Annotated in this window: 23 protein-coding genes; 16 read left to right on the top strand and 7 right to left on the bottom strand. The window is 37.5% G+C overall.

Annotated features, from left to right (window positions below):
* The first annotated feature begins 9 nt into the window (after positions 1-9).
* From cobJ to BMX10_RS18585, 5 genes are all read left to right on the top strand, one after another.
* On the top strand, positions 10-741 hold the full coding sequence (gene cobJ / locus BMX10_RS08735) for a precorrin-3B C(17)-methyltransferase (RefSeq protein WP_090442510.1): 732 nt from the start codon (positions 10-12) through the stop codon (positions 739-741).
* Entirely contained in the window at positions 738-1,508 is a 771-nt protein-coding gene (locus BMX10_RS08730; protein WP_090442507.1) for a cobalt-precorrin-6A reductase, read from the top strand. The genes cobJ and BMX10_RS08730 overlap by 4 nt, the downstream gene beginning before the upstream one ends.
* Before the next feature lie 36 nt (positions 1,509-1,544).
* On the top strand, positions 1,545-1,697 hold the full coding sequence (locus tag BMX10_RS18000) for a hypothetical protein (RefSeq protein WP_170834751.1): 153 nt from the start codon (positions 1,545-1,547) through the stop codon (positions 1,695-1,697).
* 464 nt (positions 1,698-2,161) lie between these two features.
* Positions 2,162-2,359 (top strand): hypothetical protein, encoded by a 198-nt coding sequence (locus tag BMX10_RS08725; RefSeq protein WP_090442504.1) that lies wholly within the window; start codon positions 2,162-2,164, stop codon positions 2,357-2,359.
* Between the two features lie 154 nt (positions 2,360-2,513).
* Entirely contained in the window at positions 2,514-2,699 is a 186-nt protein-coding gene (locus BMX10_RS18585) for a sigma factor G inhibitor Gin (RefSeq protein WP_090442502.1), read from the top strand.
* Positions 2,700-2,759: 60 nt separating this feature from the next.
* Here the strand turns inward: BMX10_RS18585 and BMX10_RS17995 are convergent, their stop codons facing one another.
* Entirely contained in the window at positions 2,760-2,933 is a 174-nt protein-coding gene (locus tag BMX10_RS17995; RefSeq protein ID WP_170834750.1) for a hypothetical protein, read from the bottom strand.
* A 195-nt stretch (positions 2,934-3,128) separates the two neighbouring features.
* Here BMX10_RS17995 and BMX10_RS08715 point away from each other — a divergent pair, with 195 nt between their 5' ends.
* Positions 3,129-4,571 (top strand): aminotransferase class I/II-fold pyridoxal phosphate-dependent enzyme, encoded by a 1,443-nt coding sequence (locus BMX10_RS08715; protein ID WP_090442499.1) that lies wholly within the window; start codon positions 3,129-3,131, stop codon positions 4,569-4,571.
* A 61-nt stretch (positions 4,572-4,632) separates the two neighbouring features.
* Positions 4,633-5,310 carry a dTMP kinase gene (tmk, locus tag BMX10_RS08710; RefSeq protein ID WP_244272679.1) on the top strand — a complete coding sequence of 226 codons (678 nt, stop codon included), beginning with the start codon at positions 4,633-4,635 and terminating at the stop codon, positions 5,308-5,310.
* 48 nt (positions 5,311-5,358) lie between these two features.
* Here the strand turns inward: tmk and BMX10_RS08705 are convergent, their stop codons facing one another.
* Genes BMX10_RS08705 through BMX10_RS08690 form a run of 4 tightly spaced genes read right to left on the bottom strand, consistent with a single transcriptional unit; the run spans position 5,359 to position 9,388 of the window.
* Positions 5,359-6,447, bottom strand: a complete 1,089-nt coding sequence (locus BMX10_RS08705; RefSeq protein WP_090442494.1) for a GerAB/ArcD/ProY family transporter — start codon at positions 6,445-6,447, stop codon at positions 5,359-5,361.
* Between the two features lie 6 nt (positions 6,448-6,453).
* On the bottom strand, positions 6,454-6,663 hold the full coding sequence (locus tag BMX10_RS08700) for a hypothetical protein (RefSeq protein WP_090442492.1): 210 nt from the start codon (positions 6,661-6,663) through the stop codon (positions 6,454-6,456).
* 18 nt (positions 6,664-6,681) lie between these two features.
* Positions 6,682-7,839, bottom strand: coding sequence for a Ger(x)C family spore germination protein (locus BMX10_RS08695; protein ID WP_090442489.1), 1,158 nt, complete (start codon positions 7,837-7,839; stop codon positions 6,682-6,684).
* Between the two features lie 22 nt (positions 7,840-7,861).
* Positions 7,862-9,388 carry a spore germination protein gene (locus BMX10_RS08690; protein WP_090442486.1) on the bottom strand — a complete coding sequence of 509 codons (1,527 nt, stop codon included), beginning with the start codon at positions 9,386-9,388 and terminating at the stop codon, positions 7,862-7,864.
* 225 nt (positions 9,389-9,613) lie between these two features.
* On the opposite strand from BMX10_RS08690, the gene BMX10_RS08685 reads away from it, so the two are divergent.
* The 6 genes from BMX10_RS08685 to rsmI all read left to right on the top strand — a co-directional run bounded on the left by BMX10_RS08685 (position 9,614) and on the right by rsmI (position 14,203).
* A complete protein-coding gene (locus BMX10_RS08685; protein WP_090442483.1) occupies positions 9,614-9,943 on the top strand; it encodes a cyclic-di-AMP receptor in 330 nt (109 codons plus the stop codon).
* A 9-nt stretch (positions 9,944-9,952) separates the two neighbouring features.
* Positions 9,953-10,948, top strand: coding sequence for a DNA polymerase III subunit delta' (holB, locus tag BMX10_RS08680; RefSeq protein ID WP_244272678.1), 996 nt, complete (start codon positions 9,953-9,955; stop codon positions 10,946-10,948).
* A gap of 130 nt (positions 10,949-11,078) precedes the next feature.
* Positions 11,079-11,981 carry a PSP1 domain-containing protein gene (locus BMX10_RS08675; RefSeq protein ID WP_090442479.1) on the top strand — a complete coding sequence of 301 codons (903 nt, stop codon included), beginning with the start codon at positions 11,079-11,081 and terminating at the stop codon, positions 11,979-11,981.
* Between the two features lie 24 nt (positions 11,982-12,005).
* Positions 12,006-12,572, top strand: coding sequence for a TlpA disulfide reductase family protein (locus BMX10_RS08670; protein WP_090442476.1), 567 nt, complete (start codon positions 12,006-12,008; stop codon positions 12,570-12,572).
* Positions 12,573-12,597: 25 nt separating this feature from the next.
* Positions 12,598-13,365 (top strand): tRNA1(Val) (adenine(37)-N6)-methyltransferase, encoded by a 768-nt coding sequence (locus BMX10_RS08665; RefSeq protein WP_090442473.1) that lies wholly within the window; start codon positions 12,598-12,600, stop codon positions 13,363-13,365.
* Complete coding sequence (gene rsmI, locus BMX10_RS08660) at positions 13,322-14,203, top strand: 16S rRNA (cytidine(1402)-2'-O)-methyltransferase (protein WP_090442470.1); 882 nt, start codon at positions 13,322-13,324, stop codon at positions 14,201-14,203. Before BMX10_RS08665 ends, rsmI begins: the two co-directional genes overlap by 44 nt.
* 41 nt (positions 14,204-14,244) lie before the next feature.
* On the opposite strand, the gene BMX10_RS08655 is transcribed toward rsmI, so the two are convergent.
* Positions 14,245-14,484, bottom strand: coding sequence for an AbrB/MazE/SpoVT family DNA-binding domain-containing protein (locus tag BMX10_RS08655; RefSeq protein WP_090442467.1), 240 nt, complete (start codon positions 14,482-14,484; stop codon positions 14,245-14,247).
* A gap of 387 nt (positions 14,485-14,871) precedes the next feature.
* On the opposite strand from BMX10_RS08655, the gene BMX10_RS08650 reads away from it, so the two are divergent.
* The gene (locus BMX10_RS08650) at positions 14,872-16,290 is read left to right on the top strand and encodes a tRNA nucleotidyltransferase/poly(A) polymerase-related protein (RefSeq protein WP_090442464.1); all 1,419 of its coding nucleotides are present in this window, start codon (positions 14,872-14,874) and stop codon (positions 16,288-16,290) included.
* Positions 16,291-16,441: 151 nt separating this feature from the next.
* Here the strand turns inward: BMX10_RS08650 and BMX10_RS08645 are convergent, their stop codons facing one another.
* Positions 16,442-17,881 carry a nicotinate phosphoribosyltransferase gene (locus BMX10_RS08645; protein WP_090442461.1) on the bottom strand — a complete coding sequence of 480 codons (1,440 nt, stop codon included), beginning with the start codon at positions 17,879-17,881 and terminating at the stop codon, positions 16,442-16,444.
* Between the two features lie 319 nt (positions 17,882-18,200).
* Here BMX10_RS08645 and BMX10_RS08640 point away from each other — a divergent pair, with 319 nt between their 5' ends.
* Together BMX10_RS08640 and BMX10_RS08635 are read left to right on the top strand one after the other, a co-directional pair.
* Positions 18,201-18,776 (top strand): nucleoside recognition domain-containing protein, encoded by a 576-nt coding sequence (locus BMX10_RS08640; RefSeq protein ID WP_090442458.1) that lies wholly within the window; start codon positions 18,201-18,203, stop codon positions 18,774-18,776.
* The gene (locus BMX10_RS08635) at positions 18,773-19,306 is read left to right on the top strand and encodes a spore maturation protein (protein WP_090442455.1); all 534 of its coding nucleotides are present in this window, start codon (positions 18,773-18,775) and stop codon (positions 19,304-19,306) included. Before BMX10_RS08640 ends, BMX10_RS08635 begins: the two co-directional genes overlap by 4 nt.
* Positions 19,307-19,484: the final 178 nt, after the last annotated feature.

Genomic DNA, 19,484 nt, shown 5'->3' with positions numbered 1-19,484 from the left:
GGGCAAAGGATGAAAAAAATCGTTGTGGTAGGCATTGGTCCAGGTGATGAAGCCTATATGACACCTGCCGCCAGAGAAGCAATAATATCCAGTGATGTGATCATAGGCTACAAAACCTACATAGATTTAATTTCCCACCTTATAACCGATAAAAAGGTAGTGGACAGTGGCATGAAAAGAGAAATAGAAAGATGCAATCTAGCCCTAGATTTTGCAGAGGAAGGGGCTGCTGTTGCATTGGTCAGCAGCGGAGATCCTGGGATCTATGGGATGGCAGGAGCTATGCTGGAGGTAAAGACACAAAGAGACAGCAAGGTAGAGATTGAAGTGATTCCAGGGGTGACTGCCGTCAGTGCAGCAGCAGCAGTTTTAGGAGCTCCACTAATGCATGATTTTGCTGTCATCAGCTTAAGTGATCTATTGACAGATTGGAAGGTTATCAAAAAACGTCTCCAGTTAGCAGCAGAAGGAGATTTTGTTATAGCTCTCTATAACCCCAAAAGCAAAGGAAGGGTAACACAAATAGAGGAAGCTAGAGAAATATTGCTGCACTATAGAGAAAAAGAGACGCCAGTAGGGCTTGTCCGAAATGCAAAAAGAGCTGAAGAAGCAGCTGTGGTTACCACACTTAAAGAAATGCTGCAGCATCCTATTGACATGTTGACGGTGGTGATCATCGGGAATAGCAATACTTTTGTAGAAAACGGAAAAATCATTACCCCAAGAGGCTACCAGCTATGATTCTGGCACTTTGTGGAACCTCCGAAGGAAGAGAGTTAATAGAAAAGCTGTCAAAAAAACAGCTGCAGGTATTGGCAACGGTAACCACAGCCTATGGTGGAAAGCTATTGAAGATTGATTTGCCAGTAGAGGTGCTGGAGGATAAGCTGGACAAAGAAAAAATGACAGCCCTTATTGAAGAAAAAAAAATAACCATGATTGTGGATGTTACCCATCCCTTTGCAGAAAACATTTCAAAACTAGCACTAGAGATTTCTAAAGAAAAAGCACTGTCTTATTTTCGTTATGAAAGGCAGGAAACAATAAAAGAGAAATATCAGTCAGAGAGTATTCTTATAGCAGAGGATTTTCATCATGCAGCAGATTTAGCAAAGGATTTTGATGGAAAAATATTTTTAACCATAGGAAGCAACCAACTGCCAATCTTTCTAGAAAAAATAGAGGCTAATAGGCTGGTGGCAAGAGTCCTGCCTTTATGGGAAATCATAAAAAACTGTGAAGCCTATGGTTTTACCCCGGATAATCTTATTGCCATGAAGGGACCCTTTAACAAAGAAATTAATCAACAAATGTTTCAAAGCTATGGTGCCTCCGTCGTGGTAACAAAGGACAGCGGTAGTGCTGGAGGAACCGGAGAAAAAATAGCTGCTGCAGAAGCACTAAAAATCCCTGTTATTCTACTAAAAAGACCGTCTATTTCCTATGGAGAAACCTATAATAATCTAGATAACTTGGTGAATAAAATAGCTTCTTTTTATGAAAAATAATGAAAAGGTAAGAAATATAAAAGGAGGCAGTATCCCATGAATCAAGAGATTATCAAAGATATGGGGAACATGAACTATGCTGATTTATCTAAGGAGCAGTTAAAAAAACTCATGGCAATAGAGGACGAAATTAATAGTAATCGACAAGAAAAGGTCTTTTTAATGGCATTTCAAAACAAAAATCAATAAGAGAGTAGCCTAAAAGGATGTGGAAACACATCCTTTAGCTTGTAGACAAACCCTAACATTTTTAAAGCTACGTAAATCCGCTCAGGACCAGGGCAGGAATGAGCTTAAAGATAATCAGGAGTTTTCAAAACTCGCTTCGCTCAAACAGTTGAAAACTCTTATCTAATTATCTTACGCTCTTTTATTTTAACTTCGCTAATCATTTACTTAAGCTATAAAAATCGGGTTTGTAAGTAAGTTTCATACCTTGTCTTCAGTCTGAAGGATGTGGAGACACATCCTTTTTACAAAGATACATTTTCTTTTTAGGACAAATTTCCTACCAAGCAAAAGTAGGATTATGAAAAACTATGTAGAATAATAAACCAGAAGATCAATTTATGAAGAAATATTTTATCAATAGAAGGATTTTCTACAAAGGATGACGAAAAATACCATAAGTCCACTTTTGAGGAGAAGAGAAAATGTATAATTATATTATAAGCATTGCCTTTTTAGGCATCACTGTAATTCCTATTTTTATATTATTTTTAACCTTTATCAAGGAACTTGGAGAAGACCTAAGAAGAGGAACAGTTATGGTGAGGGAAAAAGGTCTTTATGAAAACAGTGTAGAAATAGCTGGAGAAAATTATCATGAAAAAATTAGAAGGGTAAAATAGTCTTGAATCTATAAAATCACAAAAAGACTATTTTATTTTTTTTTGCAGGTTTTCTACTGAATTCCATTAACAATGTACTAGTATGCTGAATAAAATAATTAGTAGAAGGCTACAATCATAATAATTAATTATCTTAATAAGGCTGGTGAGTTTCATGAGTGAAGAATTAAAATGCTGTATTTGCAATAACGAAACCAGTATAGGAATTGTTTTGTTGAACCAGTACATATGTAGAAGTTGTGAAAAAGAACTGATATATACTCCAATGAACCAATTAAAATATGAAGCATATAAAAGAAAAATAAGAGACATTTGGAAGCAATCCGTACAGATCGTTTAATGAATAATAATGAAGAAAATAAAGGGACAAAAATCAGTCCCTTTATTTATTTGTTAAAAACTATTTGTTTGAATGCTTTCTAAATTTTCTTTCCATATTCTTACGAAGAACTTCTTTTCTTTGGCTCTTTACCTCATCAATAGAAACATCTAACATGGTGGATATTTCCATATCCGATTTCCGGTTACGATAGGCTGTTACAAATTTTTGCAAATTAGTTATTTTATCATTCAAACAGGCCACCACCTTTAATGATTTTTGTGGCTAATTATTATAGACACACACGGTCTACAATACTAGTATTTCTAAATAATAAAAGTTTTATACCTTAAAGGAAAAAAGGGAGTTTTTATCGAATACTAGTAGCATAGAAAAGAAAATAAATTTCAAAGAACCTGAGGGTTTATAAAGAAAAAAAGGAGGAGAATTATGAAAGAAACTCCACTTTTAGACAGACTTTTACAACTGCAAAATGAAAAACTTATATCCTTTCATATGCCAGGACACAAAAATGGAAAAATATTCAACAAATATAATTATAAAAACTTTAAAGACTGTTTAACCAATATTGATACAACAGAAATCCTTGGAACAGATAACCTACATAAGGCAAAGGAAGTTATAAAAAAAGCTCAAGAAAGAGCAAGTGAAGCCTTTAAAAGCGAAGAAACCTATTTTCTAGTAAACGGCAGCACCTCAGGAATCTATAGCATGGTGATGGCTGCTACCTCCCCGGGGGATAAAATTATTGTTGGACGAAATTGTCACCAATCCGTCATCAATATTACGATTTTAGGAGACTTAGCTCCTGTTTATCTATATCCAGAAATGGATCTTCAACAAGGAATCGCTTTAGGGATTTCTCCTGAAGAGGTAGAAAGAAGTCTGAAGGAGCACCCAGATGCAAAGGCTGTTGTAATCACTTACCCAACCTATCATGGTCTTGCCAGTGATTTAAAAAGAATAGCAGAGATTGTACATCAGCATGGGAAAATGCTATTGGTGGATGAAGCCCACGGCGCCCATCTAGGATTAAGTGATAAGCTGCCTATGACAGCGCTAGAATGCGGTGCAGATGCTGTGGTACAAAGCATCCACAAAACCCTTCCAGCTTTTACCCAAAGCTCTATGCTGCATGTACAGGGAAATAGAATCGACAGAGAAAAATTAAAGTTTATGCTGCGATTACATCAAACCACCAGTCCCTCCTATATCCTAATGGCCTCCCTAGATTTGGCCACAACCATTTATAGAGATCATGGGAAACTGCTGATGGAGGAGCTGCTTCACAATATTGAAGCATTTAAAGAAAAAATGAAAAACATTCCAAAAGTCACGGTTTTAGGTAGTGAAAGGATTGGCAGTCACTTTATCAAGTCTATGGATACTACTAGGCTATGGATGAGTATGTATCAGAACAAAATCAACGGCTATCAGCTGGAAAACAGACTAAGAAAAGAGTTCGGTATCCAGATGGAGCTGTCCAATCTATATGGTGTGCTGGGAATGACCTCCATTGGTAACGATAAAGAGGATTTTGAAAAGCTATACGAAGCTATGGCAGCTCTTTCCAAAGAGAAGGGCAGTGATGAAATAGGAGGAATGCCGTTTTTTTCCTATGCTATACCCAAGAGAGCTTTTACACCAAAGGAAGCCCTATATAAGAAAAAGAAAAAAGTGAAGCTGAAGGAAAGTATAGGACATATCAGCGGTGAATACTTAATTCCTTATCCCCCTGGAATTCCGATATTAATCCCAGGAGAAGTCATAGAGGAGGAAATGGTTACCTATGTGAAAACGATGGTGGTAAGAGGTATGGAGGTAACGGGACTGAAGGACCAAAGCTGTGAAAGGATTGAAATTATCGAATAAAATCTATACAATATAGATAGGGCACAGTAGACATATGTTTTAGAAGTACAGATTTACAATAATGAAGCTACGCATAACGGATGAATGGGGTGGAGAGATGACGAAGGGTTTATTTATATCAATTGAAGGCTTAGATGGAGCAGGAAAAAGCACCCAAATAAATTTTATGAAAAGATTTCTAGAGGATAAGGGTTTGGAGGTGTTGATTACACGAGAGCCGGGAGGCACCATCATTGGGGAAAAAATCAGAGAGATTATTCTAGATAAACAACACCAGGAAATGGCGGATACTACAGAAGCATTACTGTACGCTGCCGCCAGAGCACAGCATGTAAAGGAATTTATACTTCCAGCTCTAAGAGAAGGAAAGGTAGTGCTTTGTGATCGGTTTGTGGATTCCAGTATTGCCTACCAAGGTGGAGGCAGGAGGCTAGGTCAGGAAGAAGTAAAAGCCATCAACGATTTTGCTACCCAGAGATTGGAGCCAAATCTAACCATGTTCTTTGATATTTCTCCTGAAACCAGTTTAAAACGGATTGATGTAAAGGATATAGATCGATTAGAGCAAGAAAAAATAGAGTTTCATAGAACCGTCTACAACACCTACTTAGATTTAGCAAAAAAATATCCAGAAAGAATGAGAATAGTAAAAGCTGATAAAGGTATTGAAGAAATCAAACAAGAGGTAGAAGTCATATTAAAAGAATTGATAGAGAAAATATCCTTAAAATCAATATAAACTATAGCGAATCTATACTATATGAAAAGCTCTTCTTGATATGATTTGTCAAGAGGAGCTTTTAGTAGTTTTTTTCATTTGCTTTATAAAGCTGATCACTAGTAAAAGGATAGGAATCATGATTTGAAAGGGAATAGAATAATAGGGCCATACCGCAATTGCCCATCGAAGCATTTCAGCAATATTGGTGTAAATCCACATGGATGAACCAATGATGACCACACCTATAGGATAGACAAACACCCGATGGTCATTGGATTTTGTCAGCTGTGCTAGCCCCATGGCTGCTACAAGATAGCAGACACACATCTTAATTCCTCCAGTAATATAAAAAACAACTCCGATTAGAGGGTCTAAATTAAGGTTGGGAATTCTTTTGGTGGTAAGGTGTGGAGGGAATACTTTCCTTTCGATCCCGGACCCACCCAAAACCATAACCTCCCTAAAGTTTGCCAGCAGTAACAAAGCTCCTGCTAGTAAAAAGGCTGTAACAAAGCTTTTTTTAAGTGCCTTCCCTTCATTTACATAAGGAAAAATCATTAAAAAGACTACGGTTTCTCCAAAGGGAAAAGTCAGGACGGAAAAAGAAGCCTCCAGAACTGGGGTCATGCCATTTTCTAAAAAAGGCAACAGGTTATTGAGTTCCATGTGAGGTGTCAGCAGCAAAGTAACCCCTAGATTAAAAGCAAGGGTGAAAGGAACAACCAACTCACCCATACGACTGGTTACCTCTAAGCCGCTTTTTACAGAGTAGGCAACAATGGAGGTGCTTAATACTGCCATAAACCACATTGGGGTTTCTGGTAAGCTAATGGTTATAGTATATTCTGTGAAATTTCTCAAAACTAAAGTTCCTAGATGGAGAAAATACCAAATATAAAGTATAGAAAGAGTGTTTCCCAACCATTTTCCCAGCAGGATTTGATGGATTTCCACCAAGGTTTTGCCAGGATGTCTTTGATAGAGGACAAGATAAATAGAAAACAAAAGAAAGCCTCCCATCCAACCCAGGATATAGGCAAGCCAAGCGTCTTGCTTTGCCTGAACGCCAGGAATGATAATCACCGTACTACCGATAATAAATCCAATCAGGAGGATGGTAAACTGATAGGGAGATATTTGTACCTGCTTCCCCATAAATCATCACCTCTTTAAAATAAGATTTAATGCTTTTTCTATATAAACCGCTGGAGAAGCTACAGGAAGATCCTCTATAAGAATATAGAAGATAGCTATACCCATTAGTAACAAAAAAGAATAGGCGAAAGCCACCAATGGATTTTTTCTTTTTATCAGAAAAGGCAAATCAAATAAGGTAAAAGCCAAGATAATTAGAAGGACAACAATAAACATAAAGATAATAATCACCTCTTATTCACTTGAGGAGGGGGCAAATATTTGGCCTGTTCCCCTAATTTTTGTTTCAACCTTTATTTCTACTGGACATTTGGTAAAGATTTCATCCCAATCCTCTTCAATTTCCTTCCAAAGCTGAGGATATTTTTTGTGGATTAGCGTTCCAAAGCCAAAGAAATCTACCTTAAACTGATTTTGTGCAATATCAAAAACATCAGTAACCTCATGGGTAATCAGCTTTTCCTTTTCCTTTTCTAGGTATCTAATCCCTGCTACATCAGTTTGATCATAGGGACCCTGCTTTCCCCCTATATTACCTTCTTCTTTAATGACTACCTTTAAAAGAATTTCATTATCAATAATCGCTACATCCATTTTAGATTGGGTTCTAATAGTTTCTAAGGATACTAGCTTTTCGGGATCTTCTTTATGAGGAACCACTAAGATAAGACTATCTAGCTCGTCCACTACCCACAAATACCCTCGGGTCTCATAAGAATTTAAAAAACCAACTAGTCGCTCCCCAGAAAAAACTGCTGCCCCTTGAACACGAAGTCCTTTTACATGTTGAGGAACATCAACGCCTCTTTTAGCAATAAGCCCCATAACTAAATGGTTTCCAAGGCTATTGTATTCTTCAAAAAGATCTAGGAGGATCATATTTCTTGAAAAACCCACAGCATCATTATTTCTTATCATGTTAACAATATGGACTGCCGGCAGGGCTTCATAAATACTACCTATTTCTAAAAGCTCTTTGGCTGACATGTCTTTGGTGACAACTGGAACAGCCTGTCTCCTAAACTCATGGTCCCGCTCAAGAAAATCAATAATTTTTTGAATCCCATCCTTTGCAACACTTTCACCAAAGACGATCAGCTGTATATGGCCGATATAGATTTTATGACTGGAGACAGTGGTAAGTTTTCTTATGGCTTCAAAAAATGTGGAACCTACCTCTGTATAAGTAACGGTGGCATTTCCTTCAGCTCCATCTTGCCCTAATTTTCTAGGGATCACTGTCTGAACCGTCAGCTGGATTTCTTTCTCTTCTGTCATATCAATCCCAAAGGCAAGGGCAATCACCATATCATTAATCTCTCTATTGTTCCAGCAACCGGAAAGAGTGATTATTTGTAAAAGCACCAACACCAGTAAAATTATCTTTTTCATAGATTCATTCTCTCCTTGAAAGTTATCTTCTTTTAATCAAAAGGGTCCATAGAGGAGCTCGGATAAAAGTATCCTCTAAATCTTCAACAGATGTTGGTGCAAAAGGAGACAAATAGGGTACTCCAAAAGATCTTAGATTACACATATAGACAAATATGAAAAGAAGTCCAAAGGCAATGCCATAGAAGCCTACAATGCTAGCCAGCACCAATAGTAAAATCCTAATGAGAAAAATAGAATTTTGAAGGCCAGGAACCACAAAGCTGGTGATGGCAGTAAGGGCAACTACAATGATCATTAAGGGACTGGCAACCCCTGCCTCCACCACCGCCTGTCCAAGGACGATAGCCCCTACGACACTGATGGCCTGTCCCACTGCAGTAGGCATACGTATGCCTGCCTCATTAATGAGCTTAAAAATAACAATCATTAGCAGAGCCTCTGTTAAAGAAGATATAGGGATAGGTTCTCTAGCCGACATAATCGATAAAAACAACTTAAAAGGTATAATTTCATGGTGAAAGGTTTGTACACCAACATAAATAGCAGGCAGCGTGCTTGTTATAACCAAGGCCATGAGTCGGAAAAGCCTTATGGTACTGGCAAAGACCCATTTCATATAATAATCCTCGCTGGTTTGTAGATGTTCCACCAGTAGGTGGGGAACCGTCAAAACAAAGGGAGTGCCGTCGCATAGAACGGCTATTCGACCCTCAAAAATCTTTCCCACCACCACATCTGGTTTTTCTGTAGTACCTATCGCAGGGAAGGTACAAAAAGGCTGATCATCAATAAACTCTTCAATATATCCAGACTCTAAAACCACATCAATATTGATTTTTTCAATACGATTCTTTAGCTCTTCAACAATTTTAGGGTTAGCAATCCCATCTATATAACAAATAGCTAATTTAGTTTTAGAATAAATACCTCTAGTAATATACTCAAACTTTAGCTTAGGACTTTTTACTTTTCGACGGATTAAGGTGATATTGGTGATAAGGTCTTCATTAAATCCCTCTCTAGGGCCTCTGATGACGGTTTCTGCTGAAGGCTCTGTAACCCCCCTTGTCTCCCAATGGGCAGCGGAAATAACAATAGCAGAAGGAGAGCCATCTACTACAATGACAGTCCCACCCTTTAACAGTTCATCTACTACTTGGTTTAAGTAGCCTACTAAAAAGGTATTTACCGAAGTAATGATTTCTTCCACCAATACAACAGCAATAGTTCTAGAGGTTTTAACACCAAGGAATGAAGAAATATCCTGGCTCATTAAGGGCTTCAAGACATTTAGCTCCATCGCATCTGTATCAACCAAACCATCTATGTAGCAGATAAAAGCCTTATTCCTAGGAAAGGTTCTAATTTTAAAGGGCCTTATGATCAAACCCTCACTATGATGAAAAATCTCCTCAAGACGTTTTTTTGCAGCTTCTATATCTAAATCAAGCTTTTCCTCTACATCCTTAGGAATAGGGGTAAGGCTATGGCGATTGACGGGTGAATATTTAAGATATCTCATGATACCAATTATTTTCCTAAACATACGGCTTCCTCCAGAAGGTCAGTAATATAAGATGTTCTATTTAGGTTGTCTAGAATAAAGAAAGGCTATACCATTTTTTATAATAAAAACATACTATGATATAATATAATGAAGATATCCCATAAAAAGCATGTATTAAGGCTGTTTTGTGATATAATTAGAAAAATAGCTCTTTATAATAGGGCCCATACACGGAAGGAGAAAATATTAGAGGGGGTTAAGTCTATGAAATTAGTAATAGCGATTGTGCATGATGAGGATGCAGGAAACTTAATAGAGGATCTAACCAACAACAACTATCGGATTACAAAACTGGCTACTACTGGAGGTTTTTTAAGAGCAGGCAACACCACCTTATTGGTAGGGGTAGAAGACGAAGAAGTAGACAAGGTAATTGGAATTATAAAAAACAATTGTGAATCCAGAAAGGAAATTGCTACTTCGCCAGCACCGGTTTCTGGCACCACAGGGGTTTTTATTCCCTATCCTATTGAAGTAACTGTAGGAGGAGCAACAGTTTTTGTAGTAGATGTTGAAAAATACGTAAAGCTATAAGAGAGAGTGATGATGGATATGGCCTTTGAAGCTATTCTAGGACAAGAAAGACTAATAGAAAACTTAAAAAAAGCTTTAAACCGACAGCAGATAAGTCATGCCTATTTATTGGAGGGGGAAAAAGGATTAGGAAAACGAAAAGTTGCTTATGAGATTGCCAAAGGCATATGCTGTAGAGGGGAAGAAAAAAGACCCTGTAATGAATGTACTAGCTGTAAAAAACTACAGCATGGAAATCATCCAGAAGTAAAATGGCTTCAAGAGGAAACCTCCATCAAAATTGAAAGCATACGACAAATACAAAAAAATCTTCAAATGAAGCCGTACGAAGGCTCCAAAAAGGTATACATTATTTGTGATGCAGAAAAAATGACCATCCAAGCACAAAATGCCCTACTAAAAACATTGGAGGAGCCACCAGAATATGCCACCATTCTTTTGCTTACCACCAATGCCGTTGGCTTATTACCTACAATAACCTCAAGGTGTCAGCGATTGAAGCTGCTGCCGGTATCTATGGAAAAAATACAAAACTATTTAGTAGGAGAAAAAGGAATTACCCTAGAGGAAGCCAAGGTAATGGCCGCCTTTTCTAATGGTGCTATTGGGAAGGCTTTACAATTGATGGAGGATGAAGCCTTTAAAAATAGAAGGAAAGAAACCATAAGAATGACAAGGGATATCATGGACAAAAATACTATACAGCTTTTAGAAACCATGAATTTTTTTAACCAGGAAAAGGACAATATCGAAGAAATACTAGAAATCATGATGGGTTGGTATAGGGACCTATTGATTTATAAGGATACTAAAAAAAAGGAATATACCATCAATATAGATGAAATCCAAGAAATCTTTTATCAAGCTGATAAGCTTATACTAAAAAATATTAAGGAAATGATTTTGATTATTGAAAGAACGAAAAATAACTTTAGAAGCAATGTAAATTTTCAATTGAACCTAGAGGTAATGCTTTTAGATTTAAAACAGAAGGCAAAAATTTGACAATGGTATAACTGTACAAAGTTTGATACAATGGAGAAAGGTTAATATTAAAGAAGAAGAACTACGTCTGAGGCCGTTGACTTTCAGCAAACTTGCTTCAGCTTTTATATAGAACTAGGAGGAATGATGAATGGTAACAGTAGTAGGTATACGGTTTAAAAAAGCCGGCAAAATATATTACTTTAATCCAGGGGAAATCCCTGTAAAGAAAGACCAACACGTTATAGTAGAAACCGCTAGAGGTGTGGAATTTGGAGAGGTAGTTGTAGGTCCAAAGGAGGTTGCAGAGGAGCATATCGTAGCTCCCTTGAAGGATGTTATAAGGATAGTGACAAAAGAAGATCAGGAAAGACATGCAGAAAACAAACAAAAAGAAAAGGACGCTCTAGAGATTTGTCTAGAAAAAATAGAAAGTCATGAATTAGAAATGAAGCTAATTGATGTGGAATACACCTTTGATAATAATAAAGTCATTTTCTATTTTACTGCCGACGGTAGAGTAGATTTTAGAGAACTGGTAAAGGATCTAGCTGCCATTTTTAAAACACGTATTGAACTAAGACAAATTGGTGTGAGGGATGAAGCAAAAATGCTGGGAGGTATCGGTACCTGTGGGAAACCCCTATGCTGCTCCAGTTGGTTAGGAGATTTTGAACCAGTATCCATCAAAATGGCAAAAGAGCAAAGTCTATCCTTAAATCCAACCAAAATCTCTGGCATTTGCGGAAGATTGTTTTGTTGTTTAAAATACGAGCATGATATGTATCAAGAAATCCTTGATAAACTGCCGGGAATAGGTTCCGTCGTACAAACGCCTTATGGAGAAGGTACAGTTATTGAAACCAATGTTATATTAGAAAGAGTTAAGGTAAAAATTAAAAACCAAAAGGATAATACTGAAGAATTGAAAATTTGTAGTATGACAGAGGTTACAAAGATTAAAGAAAAACGAAGTCTTAAGGAACAGCTGGAAACCAAGGCAGTAATAGATGAAGGCCTGTCAGAAGATGAATTAAAGCAACTGGAAGACTAATAATCCTGTAAAGGAGTGTTTCCTATGAAGATAAAAAATATAAAATTTATGGGACTCCTACTATTAAGCCTCATGGTCCTCTTACTGATAGGATGTAGAGGAGGAGCACAGGATCCCATAGAAGAGACAACCCCTCCAGCACAGGAGGAGGTAGAAGAAAGTCCTGTAGAGGAGCCAGTAGAAGAAGGGATGATAGAAGCTTCTGTAGAGGCTGTGTTAAAGCAGCAAGAGAATAAACCAGCAATTTTGTCTTTTTGGGTATCCTGGAATGAAGATTCTAAACAACAATTGGACATACTAGAAAATGTATACAAGCTTTTAGAAGAAGAGGTAACCTTTATAGGGATTCATGCCACTGCCTTTGATACAGTATCTCAGGAGGAGATAACCAACTATATTGAGGAACAGAATTACTCCTTCCCAATATTTTTAGATGAAGACAATCAATATACAGAAGCTTATTTTGTAGGAAGTCTTCCCACTACTGTTTTCTTAGGTGAAGGGGAAAAGATGGAAAAATCCTATACAATACTGATAGAGGAAGATGAAATTCTAGACCAAATAGAATTCATGCTGGAAGAACTTTTCTAGCAAAATGAGGTGAAGCTTTACAACCATGAAAGAATTATTAAAGGATCAGGAACGAATTGATGACTTGCAAATAAATGGGTTGCAAATTATCCAAAACCCCCAGGGATTTTGCTTTGGTATAGATGCGGTGTTATTGTCAAACTTTATAACACTAAAGAAAAATGCCAAAGTGGTAGACTTAGGTACGGGCACAGGGATTATTCCCATCCTCTTGGCAGGGAAAAGTACCACAAGTCATATAACGGCATTAGAAATACAGCCAGAAGTAGCTGATATGGCGAAACGGAGTGTACTGCTAAACCAATTGGAGAATAGGATAAAAATAATACAGATGGATCTTAAAAGAGCTGTTGATGTTTTACCCATCAACAGCTTTGATGTAGTAACATCCAATCCCCCGTATATGCATCCAAAGGGACTGCTAAACCCTGAGGCTGGCAAATCCATATCAAGGCATGAGGTAAAGTGCACATTAGAGGATGTTATTGCAGCAGCCTCTCGATTATTAAAGCATCTAGGAAAGTTTTATATGGTGCATCGTCCTCAAAGGTTGGCAGATATTATGTACTATTGTAGAAAATATAAGCTGGAGCCAAAGGAACTACAGTTTATTCATCCCACCTATAAGAAAAAACCAAACCTTTTATTACTGGAATGCAGAAAGGCAGCCATGCCAGAGTTGAAAATTAAAGATCCACTATATGTATACAAGGAAACAGGAAAATATACGGAAGAAATCTATCAAATTTATGGCAGAAAACTGGTGGAGGAAGGGGAGGAGAATACTGAGTAAAGGAAAACTATACATATGTCCTACTCCCATTGGCAACTTAGAAGATATTACCCTTAGAGCCTTAAGAATTTTAAAAGAGGTAGATTCCATAGCAGCAGAAGATACTCGACATACCCTTAAACTCTTGCGGCATTATGAGATTCAAAAACCATTAACCAGCTATCATGAACACAACGAGACAACTAAAAGTCAACACTTGATGGATAAGCTGCTTAGGGGAGAAACCATTGCCCTAGTTTCTGATGCAGGTATGCCGGGGATCTCAGATCCGGGAGAGCTATTGATTAAGAAATGCATAAAAGCAGGGATTGCAGTTGAGGTGCTGCCAGGGGCAAGTGCTGCTATTTTAGCTTTAGTAGCATCAGGATTAGATACAAAGCATTTTAGTTTTGAAGGGTTTTTACATCGTGACAAAAAAAAGAAAAAAGAAAGATTGGAAAAAATAAAAGGGGAAGACAGAACCCTTGTATTTTATGAAGCTCCCCATCGAATAAAGGAAACTCTGAAGGTAATGATAGAGCTTCTGGGCAATCGAAAAGCCGTAGTTGCAAGAGAGCTAACCAAAAAATACGAAGAATTTATTCGAGGAAGCCTACAGGAAATCCATCAACACTTTCAGGAGAATCCTCCAAAGGGAGAAATGGTTTTATTATGCGAAGGAATTAGTCCTCAAGAAGAAGAAGATAGAAAAAAGGAAGCCTTTGAAGCCATCACCATAAAAGAACATATCCTATCCTTTATGGAGGAAGGATTAGAAAAAAAAGAAGCTATCAAGAAAGTTGCTAAGCTTCGAAAGATTCCCAAATCCGACGTATATAAAGAAGCCATAGATCTATAAAAAATCCATGGCTTTTCTTTATTTTCCTCTATGTTTTGCAGCTATTTTACTAGCTCATCAACACATTCACTACAAATATTCTTTGTTTTATAGACAACTACATTCTTAGCATTTCCACAGAAAATGCAGGCTGGCTCATATTTTTTTAATAATATGCTTTCACCGTCAACATAAATTTCTAGAGCATCTTTTTCAGCAATGTTTAAGGTACGTCTTAACTCGATGGGTAAAACAATTCTTCCTAGCTCATCTACCTTCCTTACAATACCTGTTGATTTCAAAATTTTTGTCCTCCTTTAGCTCATAATCAATAATGGTTTTCATATACAAAATTCGACAATGCCTTATAAAAATAGTACCAAATATACCATAAAAAGTCAAATGAATTTTCACGATTCATTGTTAACAAATTAACAAAGGTTGGCTCTTTTGCCATTTTGCTATATACTAGGTAAAAACTACAAGTTATTTTTACAAAAAAATTCCCTATATAATTTATAGTAAAGATTTTACATTGTAGGGGTTGGTCTCTGTGCTAACCCGGACAGGCTTGGAAACCTGCCCTTACAAAACATGTAATTTATCTAATGCAATATATATAGTAGTTTTTTTCAAAGAAAAGTAAATGCTAAATAGTGGGCTAGAAAATAAACTGAGGAGTTGATAAAATGAATACCGTTATTGCTGACATGATTCACTTGAGTAAAAATCTGGAGGTAGAGATATATTTAGTAGGAGGCATGATACGGGATTTATTATTAAATAGGGTTTCAAAGGATCTTGACTTAGTAGTGATAGATCATCATAGAGCCTTTGCTGAAAAAGCAGCAGAAAAGCTTCAAGGAACCTTTGTAGAGCTTGATAGAGAGAGGGAAACCTATAGAGTCGTATTAAAAAACGGTATCATCTTGGATTTCAGCAAAATACGAGGCAAGACTATTGAAGAAGACCTCTATGAAAGGGATTTCACCATCAATGCAATGGCGTATAACCTAAAGGAAGGCTGGCCATTAGAAGAAGAAAAAGTGATAGATCCTTTTAACGGAAGAGAAGGATTACATAGTAAAAAGATAAGACATTTACAAGGGAAAGCTTTTCAAGAGGACCCATTAAGAATGCTGAGGGCTGTCCGGTTTATGTCTCAGCTAGAGTTTGAATTAGAAGAGGAGACAAAGGAGTTAATTCGAAGTCACAGAAATGGAATAACCACTGTGGCAGGAGAGCGGATTGCTGAGGAACTATTTAAGATATTAAATGAAAAAAAGACCCATCATTATTTTAGTATCATGGACAAAGAACTAAAGCTGCTAGAAAAAATTTTTCCTGAAGTAAGAGAGATGAAGGAAGTGGGGGAATGCAAGTATCACCTGCTGGACAGCTGGAATCATTCCATCTATACCATGAAGGTGGTAGAAAGCTATATCTATGCAGAGGGGTTTTTTGAGGACCATATAAGAGAAGCCTATGAGGTCCATTGTGATGAGATAGTAGCCGGCAATCATAGTCGATTACAGCTGCTGAAGCTGGGAGCACTTTTCCATGATGTAGGAAAGCCTTCAGCCCAAAGGGTAGACGACACAGGAAGAGTACGCTTTAAGGGCCATGAAATAACAGGTGCAGAGATTATAAAAGAATATGGTAACAAGCTGAAGCTTAGCCTCAAGGAGAAGGAAATACTGTATAAATACATCTTTCTTCATATGTGGCCTTTGGAGCTGTACAAGAAAAATGATGTTAGCGGCAAAACACTATATACATTGTTTCAAAAGACGGGAAAGGAAACCTTAGAAATTCTTTTGATTGCCCTAGCAGATATTGTAGCCACTAGAAGAATATTAGATCCTCAGGAGGAAATGGGGATGTTTAAGGTCCATATAGAATATATTGCCAACAACTATCTTACCCGTTATAGACCTATAGAGGAAATTTCCAGCATGATAAAAGGTGAAGAGATCATGGCGCTCCTTGATATTCCAGAGGGAAAAAAGGTAGGAGAAGTACTGGAAGACATAAAAAAAGCTATTTATTTTGGAGAAATTGCCCCAAATAAAGAAGCCGTCATTCAATATCTAAAGAAAGTATATTAAAGCTTTTAAGTACAGAAGCTTAAAAACCCAGTAGCCGGAGAGTGTAGACAACTACACAGCATGGCACTGGGTTTTTTAAGTAAAAAACATAAAAATTTTTCAACAGGCTTAGGGTCTAATGAAGGCCCCTTGGCTGCCTGAAGAGTCTCCTCTAAAGGGAGTTCTTTTCTTTATATGCATTAAGCATCTCATTTTTTAAATCCCAAAGCTTCTGTGAAAGGTCCACCTTATAAAGGTGAGGACGGTTAAAGCGCTTATATTCTGGCCAAAGGGTCTGTAACTCTTTAGCTGTATAGGCTTTGATTTCAGCCACAGTTTTTCTAGGATAAACCAGCTTACCTTCCTCATAAATAGGTACCAGCATCTCCCTTATTTTATAACGGTTGAAGGTTTTCTTTTTCCAGGTATATATAGGATGAAAAATAGTAAGAGGCTGCGTAGTATCAATCACCTCATCATCCAGCATAATCAAGTCAGCCTGAGCATTATTGTTATGAGCATCATAAATGCGTACCACTTTTTTATAGCCAGGATTGGTAATTTTTTCAGGGTTTTCAGAAATTTTAATTTTAGGAATCAAGCCTCCATTTTTTTCAATGGCTGCCAGCTTATAAACCCCTCCTAAAGCAGGAGAATCACTGGAGGTAATAAGATTGGTTCCTACACCCCAGCCATTAATAGCGGCCCTTTGAATCTTTAAACTATAAATCGTTTCCTCTTCTAAATCACTAGAGGCTACAATAGATACATCATGAAAGCCAGCAGCATCCAACTGTTTTCGGGCCTCCTTAGAAAGATAAGCGATATCTCCTGAATCAATCCGTATCCCTTTTGGTTGATAGCCCTTTTCCTTTAATTCTTGAAAGACCTTGATGGCATTAGGAACACCACTTTTTAATGTATCATAGGTATCCACCAGCAAAAGACATCTATCAGGGTAGATAGCTGCATAAGCCTGAAAAGCCTCAAGCTCTGAATCAAAGGTCTGAATCCAGCTGTGGGCCTGGGTCCCTACCACCGGAATATCAAACATTTTTCCTGCCAAAACATTAGAGGTAGAAGTACATCCACCGATGACGGCAGCCCGTGCTCCATAGATACCAGCATCAGGTCCCTGGGCCCGTCTTAAACCAAACTCCATCACGGGATCTCCATCTGCTGCTTCACAAATTCTGGAAGCTTTGGTAGCGATCAGGGATTGGAAGTTTAAAATATTTAAAAGGGCAGTTTCAATTAACTGTGCTTCAAAGCATCTAGCCTTTACCCGTAAAATCGGTTCATGTGGAAACATAATAGAGCCTTCTGGTGCCCCGTAAATCGTTCCAGAAAATTTAAAGCCTTTAAGGGCGTTGAGAAACTCTTCATCAAAATTCAACCCTCTTAAGTACTGCAGATCCTCCTCTGTAAAGCTAAGGTTTTCAAGATAATCTATTACTTGTTCTATACCAGCAACAATCGTGTAGCTGTTATTAGAAGGATTCTTTCTAAAAAAATAATCAAAAACAACAATATCCTCATCAAGCTTGTGCTTTAGGTAACCATTCATCATGGTTAACTGATAAAAATCTGTTAGTAAAGCGAGGTTTCTCATTTTATTTCCTTCCTTATCTTAAAGTATTTGGTGAGAAAAGAAGTTTTTCTTCCAAGCCTATTATAACAGATTTTTGTCAATAAAAGAAAAATTTAAACAGGGTGGGAGGTCAATTATGTTTTTTTAAAGCGAAGAGCAGTTAAAGATAAATGCTGATATTTGATTAAGCCCATACCATTGAACTTAGATCATCCTCAGCATAAGAAAGTCATATAGGAAAAGCCATCTATCATACTATTGTAATGCATGAACAAATCTCACTGCCTGTAGAATCAATCCTTAAAACTTCTATAGGTATGAAAAAGAAAAGAGGATAAAAATGAGTATCATATGGTTTAGTATGATTATTTTTGGTATGATAGTAGCCATCTTTAATGGGAAAATAGAGATTATCAATGACGTTATTTTACAGGATGCCCAGGAGGCGGTAATTTTTGCTATCGGTCTTACTGGTATTATGGCAGTTTGGCTGGGGCTTATGAACATTGCCAAGAAATCAGGCCTGATAAAAGCCTTTGCCCTCATCATGCAGCCCGTCACCAAGCTCCTTTTTCCTAAGGTGCCGGCAGATCATCCTGCCATTAGTGCTATCATGATGAATATGGTAGCAAATATGTTTGGTGCAGGGAATTCAGCCACTGCATTAGGTATCAAGGCAATGGAGGAGCTGCAAACCCTAAATAAAGACAAAAAAGCAGCCACAAATGCCATGTGCATGTTCTTGGTCATCAACATGTCCTCAATACAGTTAATTCCCTTAACGGTATTAAAGCTAAGAGGAGATGCTGGATCTGCAGCACCTACAGAAATTATAGCCACCTCCTTTGTAGCCACGGCAGTATCTACTGCTGTAGGAATATTTGTATGCAAGGTATTGGAGGGGAGAGAAGGATGATTTATATATTGACGATTATTTCCGTAGCGGCTATTCCCATCATGATATCTGTTATCTTAATACATGGCATGATAAAAAAAGTCAACCTCTATGATGCCTTTGTAGAGGGAGCAAGTGAAGGATTCAAAACCGCTGTCAGAATTATGCCCTATTTAATAGCCATCTTTCTTGCCATCGGAGTTATGAGAAAATCAGGGGCTATGGAGCTTATCATCAGCTTCATGAAAGCCCCCATGACCCTTTTAGGTATTCCCCCAGAGGTACTGCCCCTAGCAATAATGCGACCCATATCCGGAAGTGGGGCCCTTGGGGTGCTGCAGGATATCCTGACTCATTACGGTCCAGATTCCTTTGTAGGCAGGGTAGCCTCTACTATGATGGGGTCAGCAGAAACCATCTTTTATACGATGGCAGTATACTTTGGAGCAGTAGGAATCAAGTACTCCAGACATACGGTACCAGCAGCCCTAATAGCACATTTTGCTGCTATGATTGCATCTGTGGTAATTTGTAGAATAGTATTTCTTTAGGTGCCAGGCACCTAACTTATTAACTTATTATTTATTTCTATCATAAAACCGGTTCTATATATTGACAGAAGCCGAATAATTTTATATATTAATGTGTAACATAAGAAAAACAAAAGTAATGATGGGAAGAGTAGGTAAAAGGATTTAGTATTGATAATCAGGTGCCAGGCACCTAACT

The sequence above is a fragment of the Natronincola peptidivorans genome (assembly GCF_900111615.1).
GTDB lineage: Bacteria > Bacillota > Clostridia > Peptostreptococcales > Natronincolaceae > Natronincola_A > Natronincola_A peptidivorans.
The sequence above is the reverse complement of the archived record's forward strand: the minus strand, read 5'-3'. Positions and strand labels throughout refer to the sequence as shown.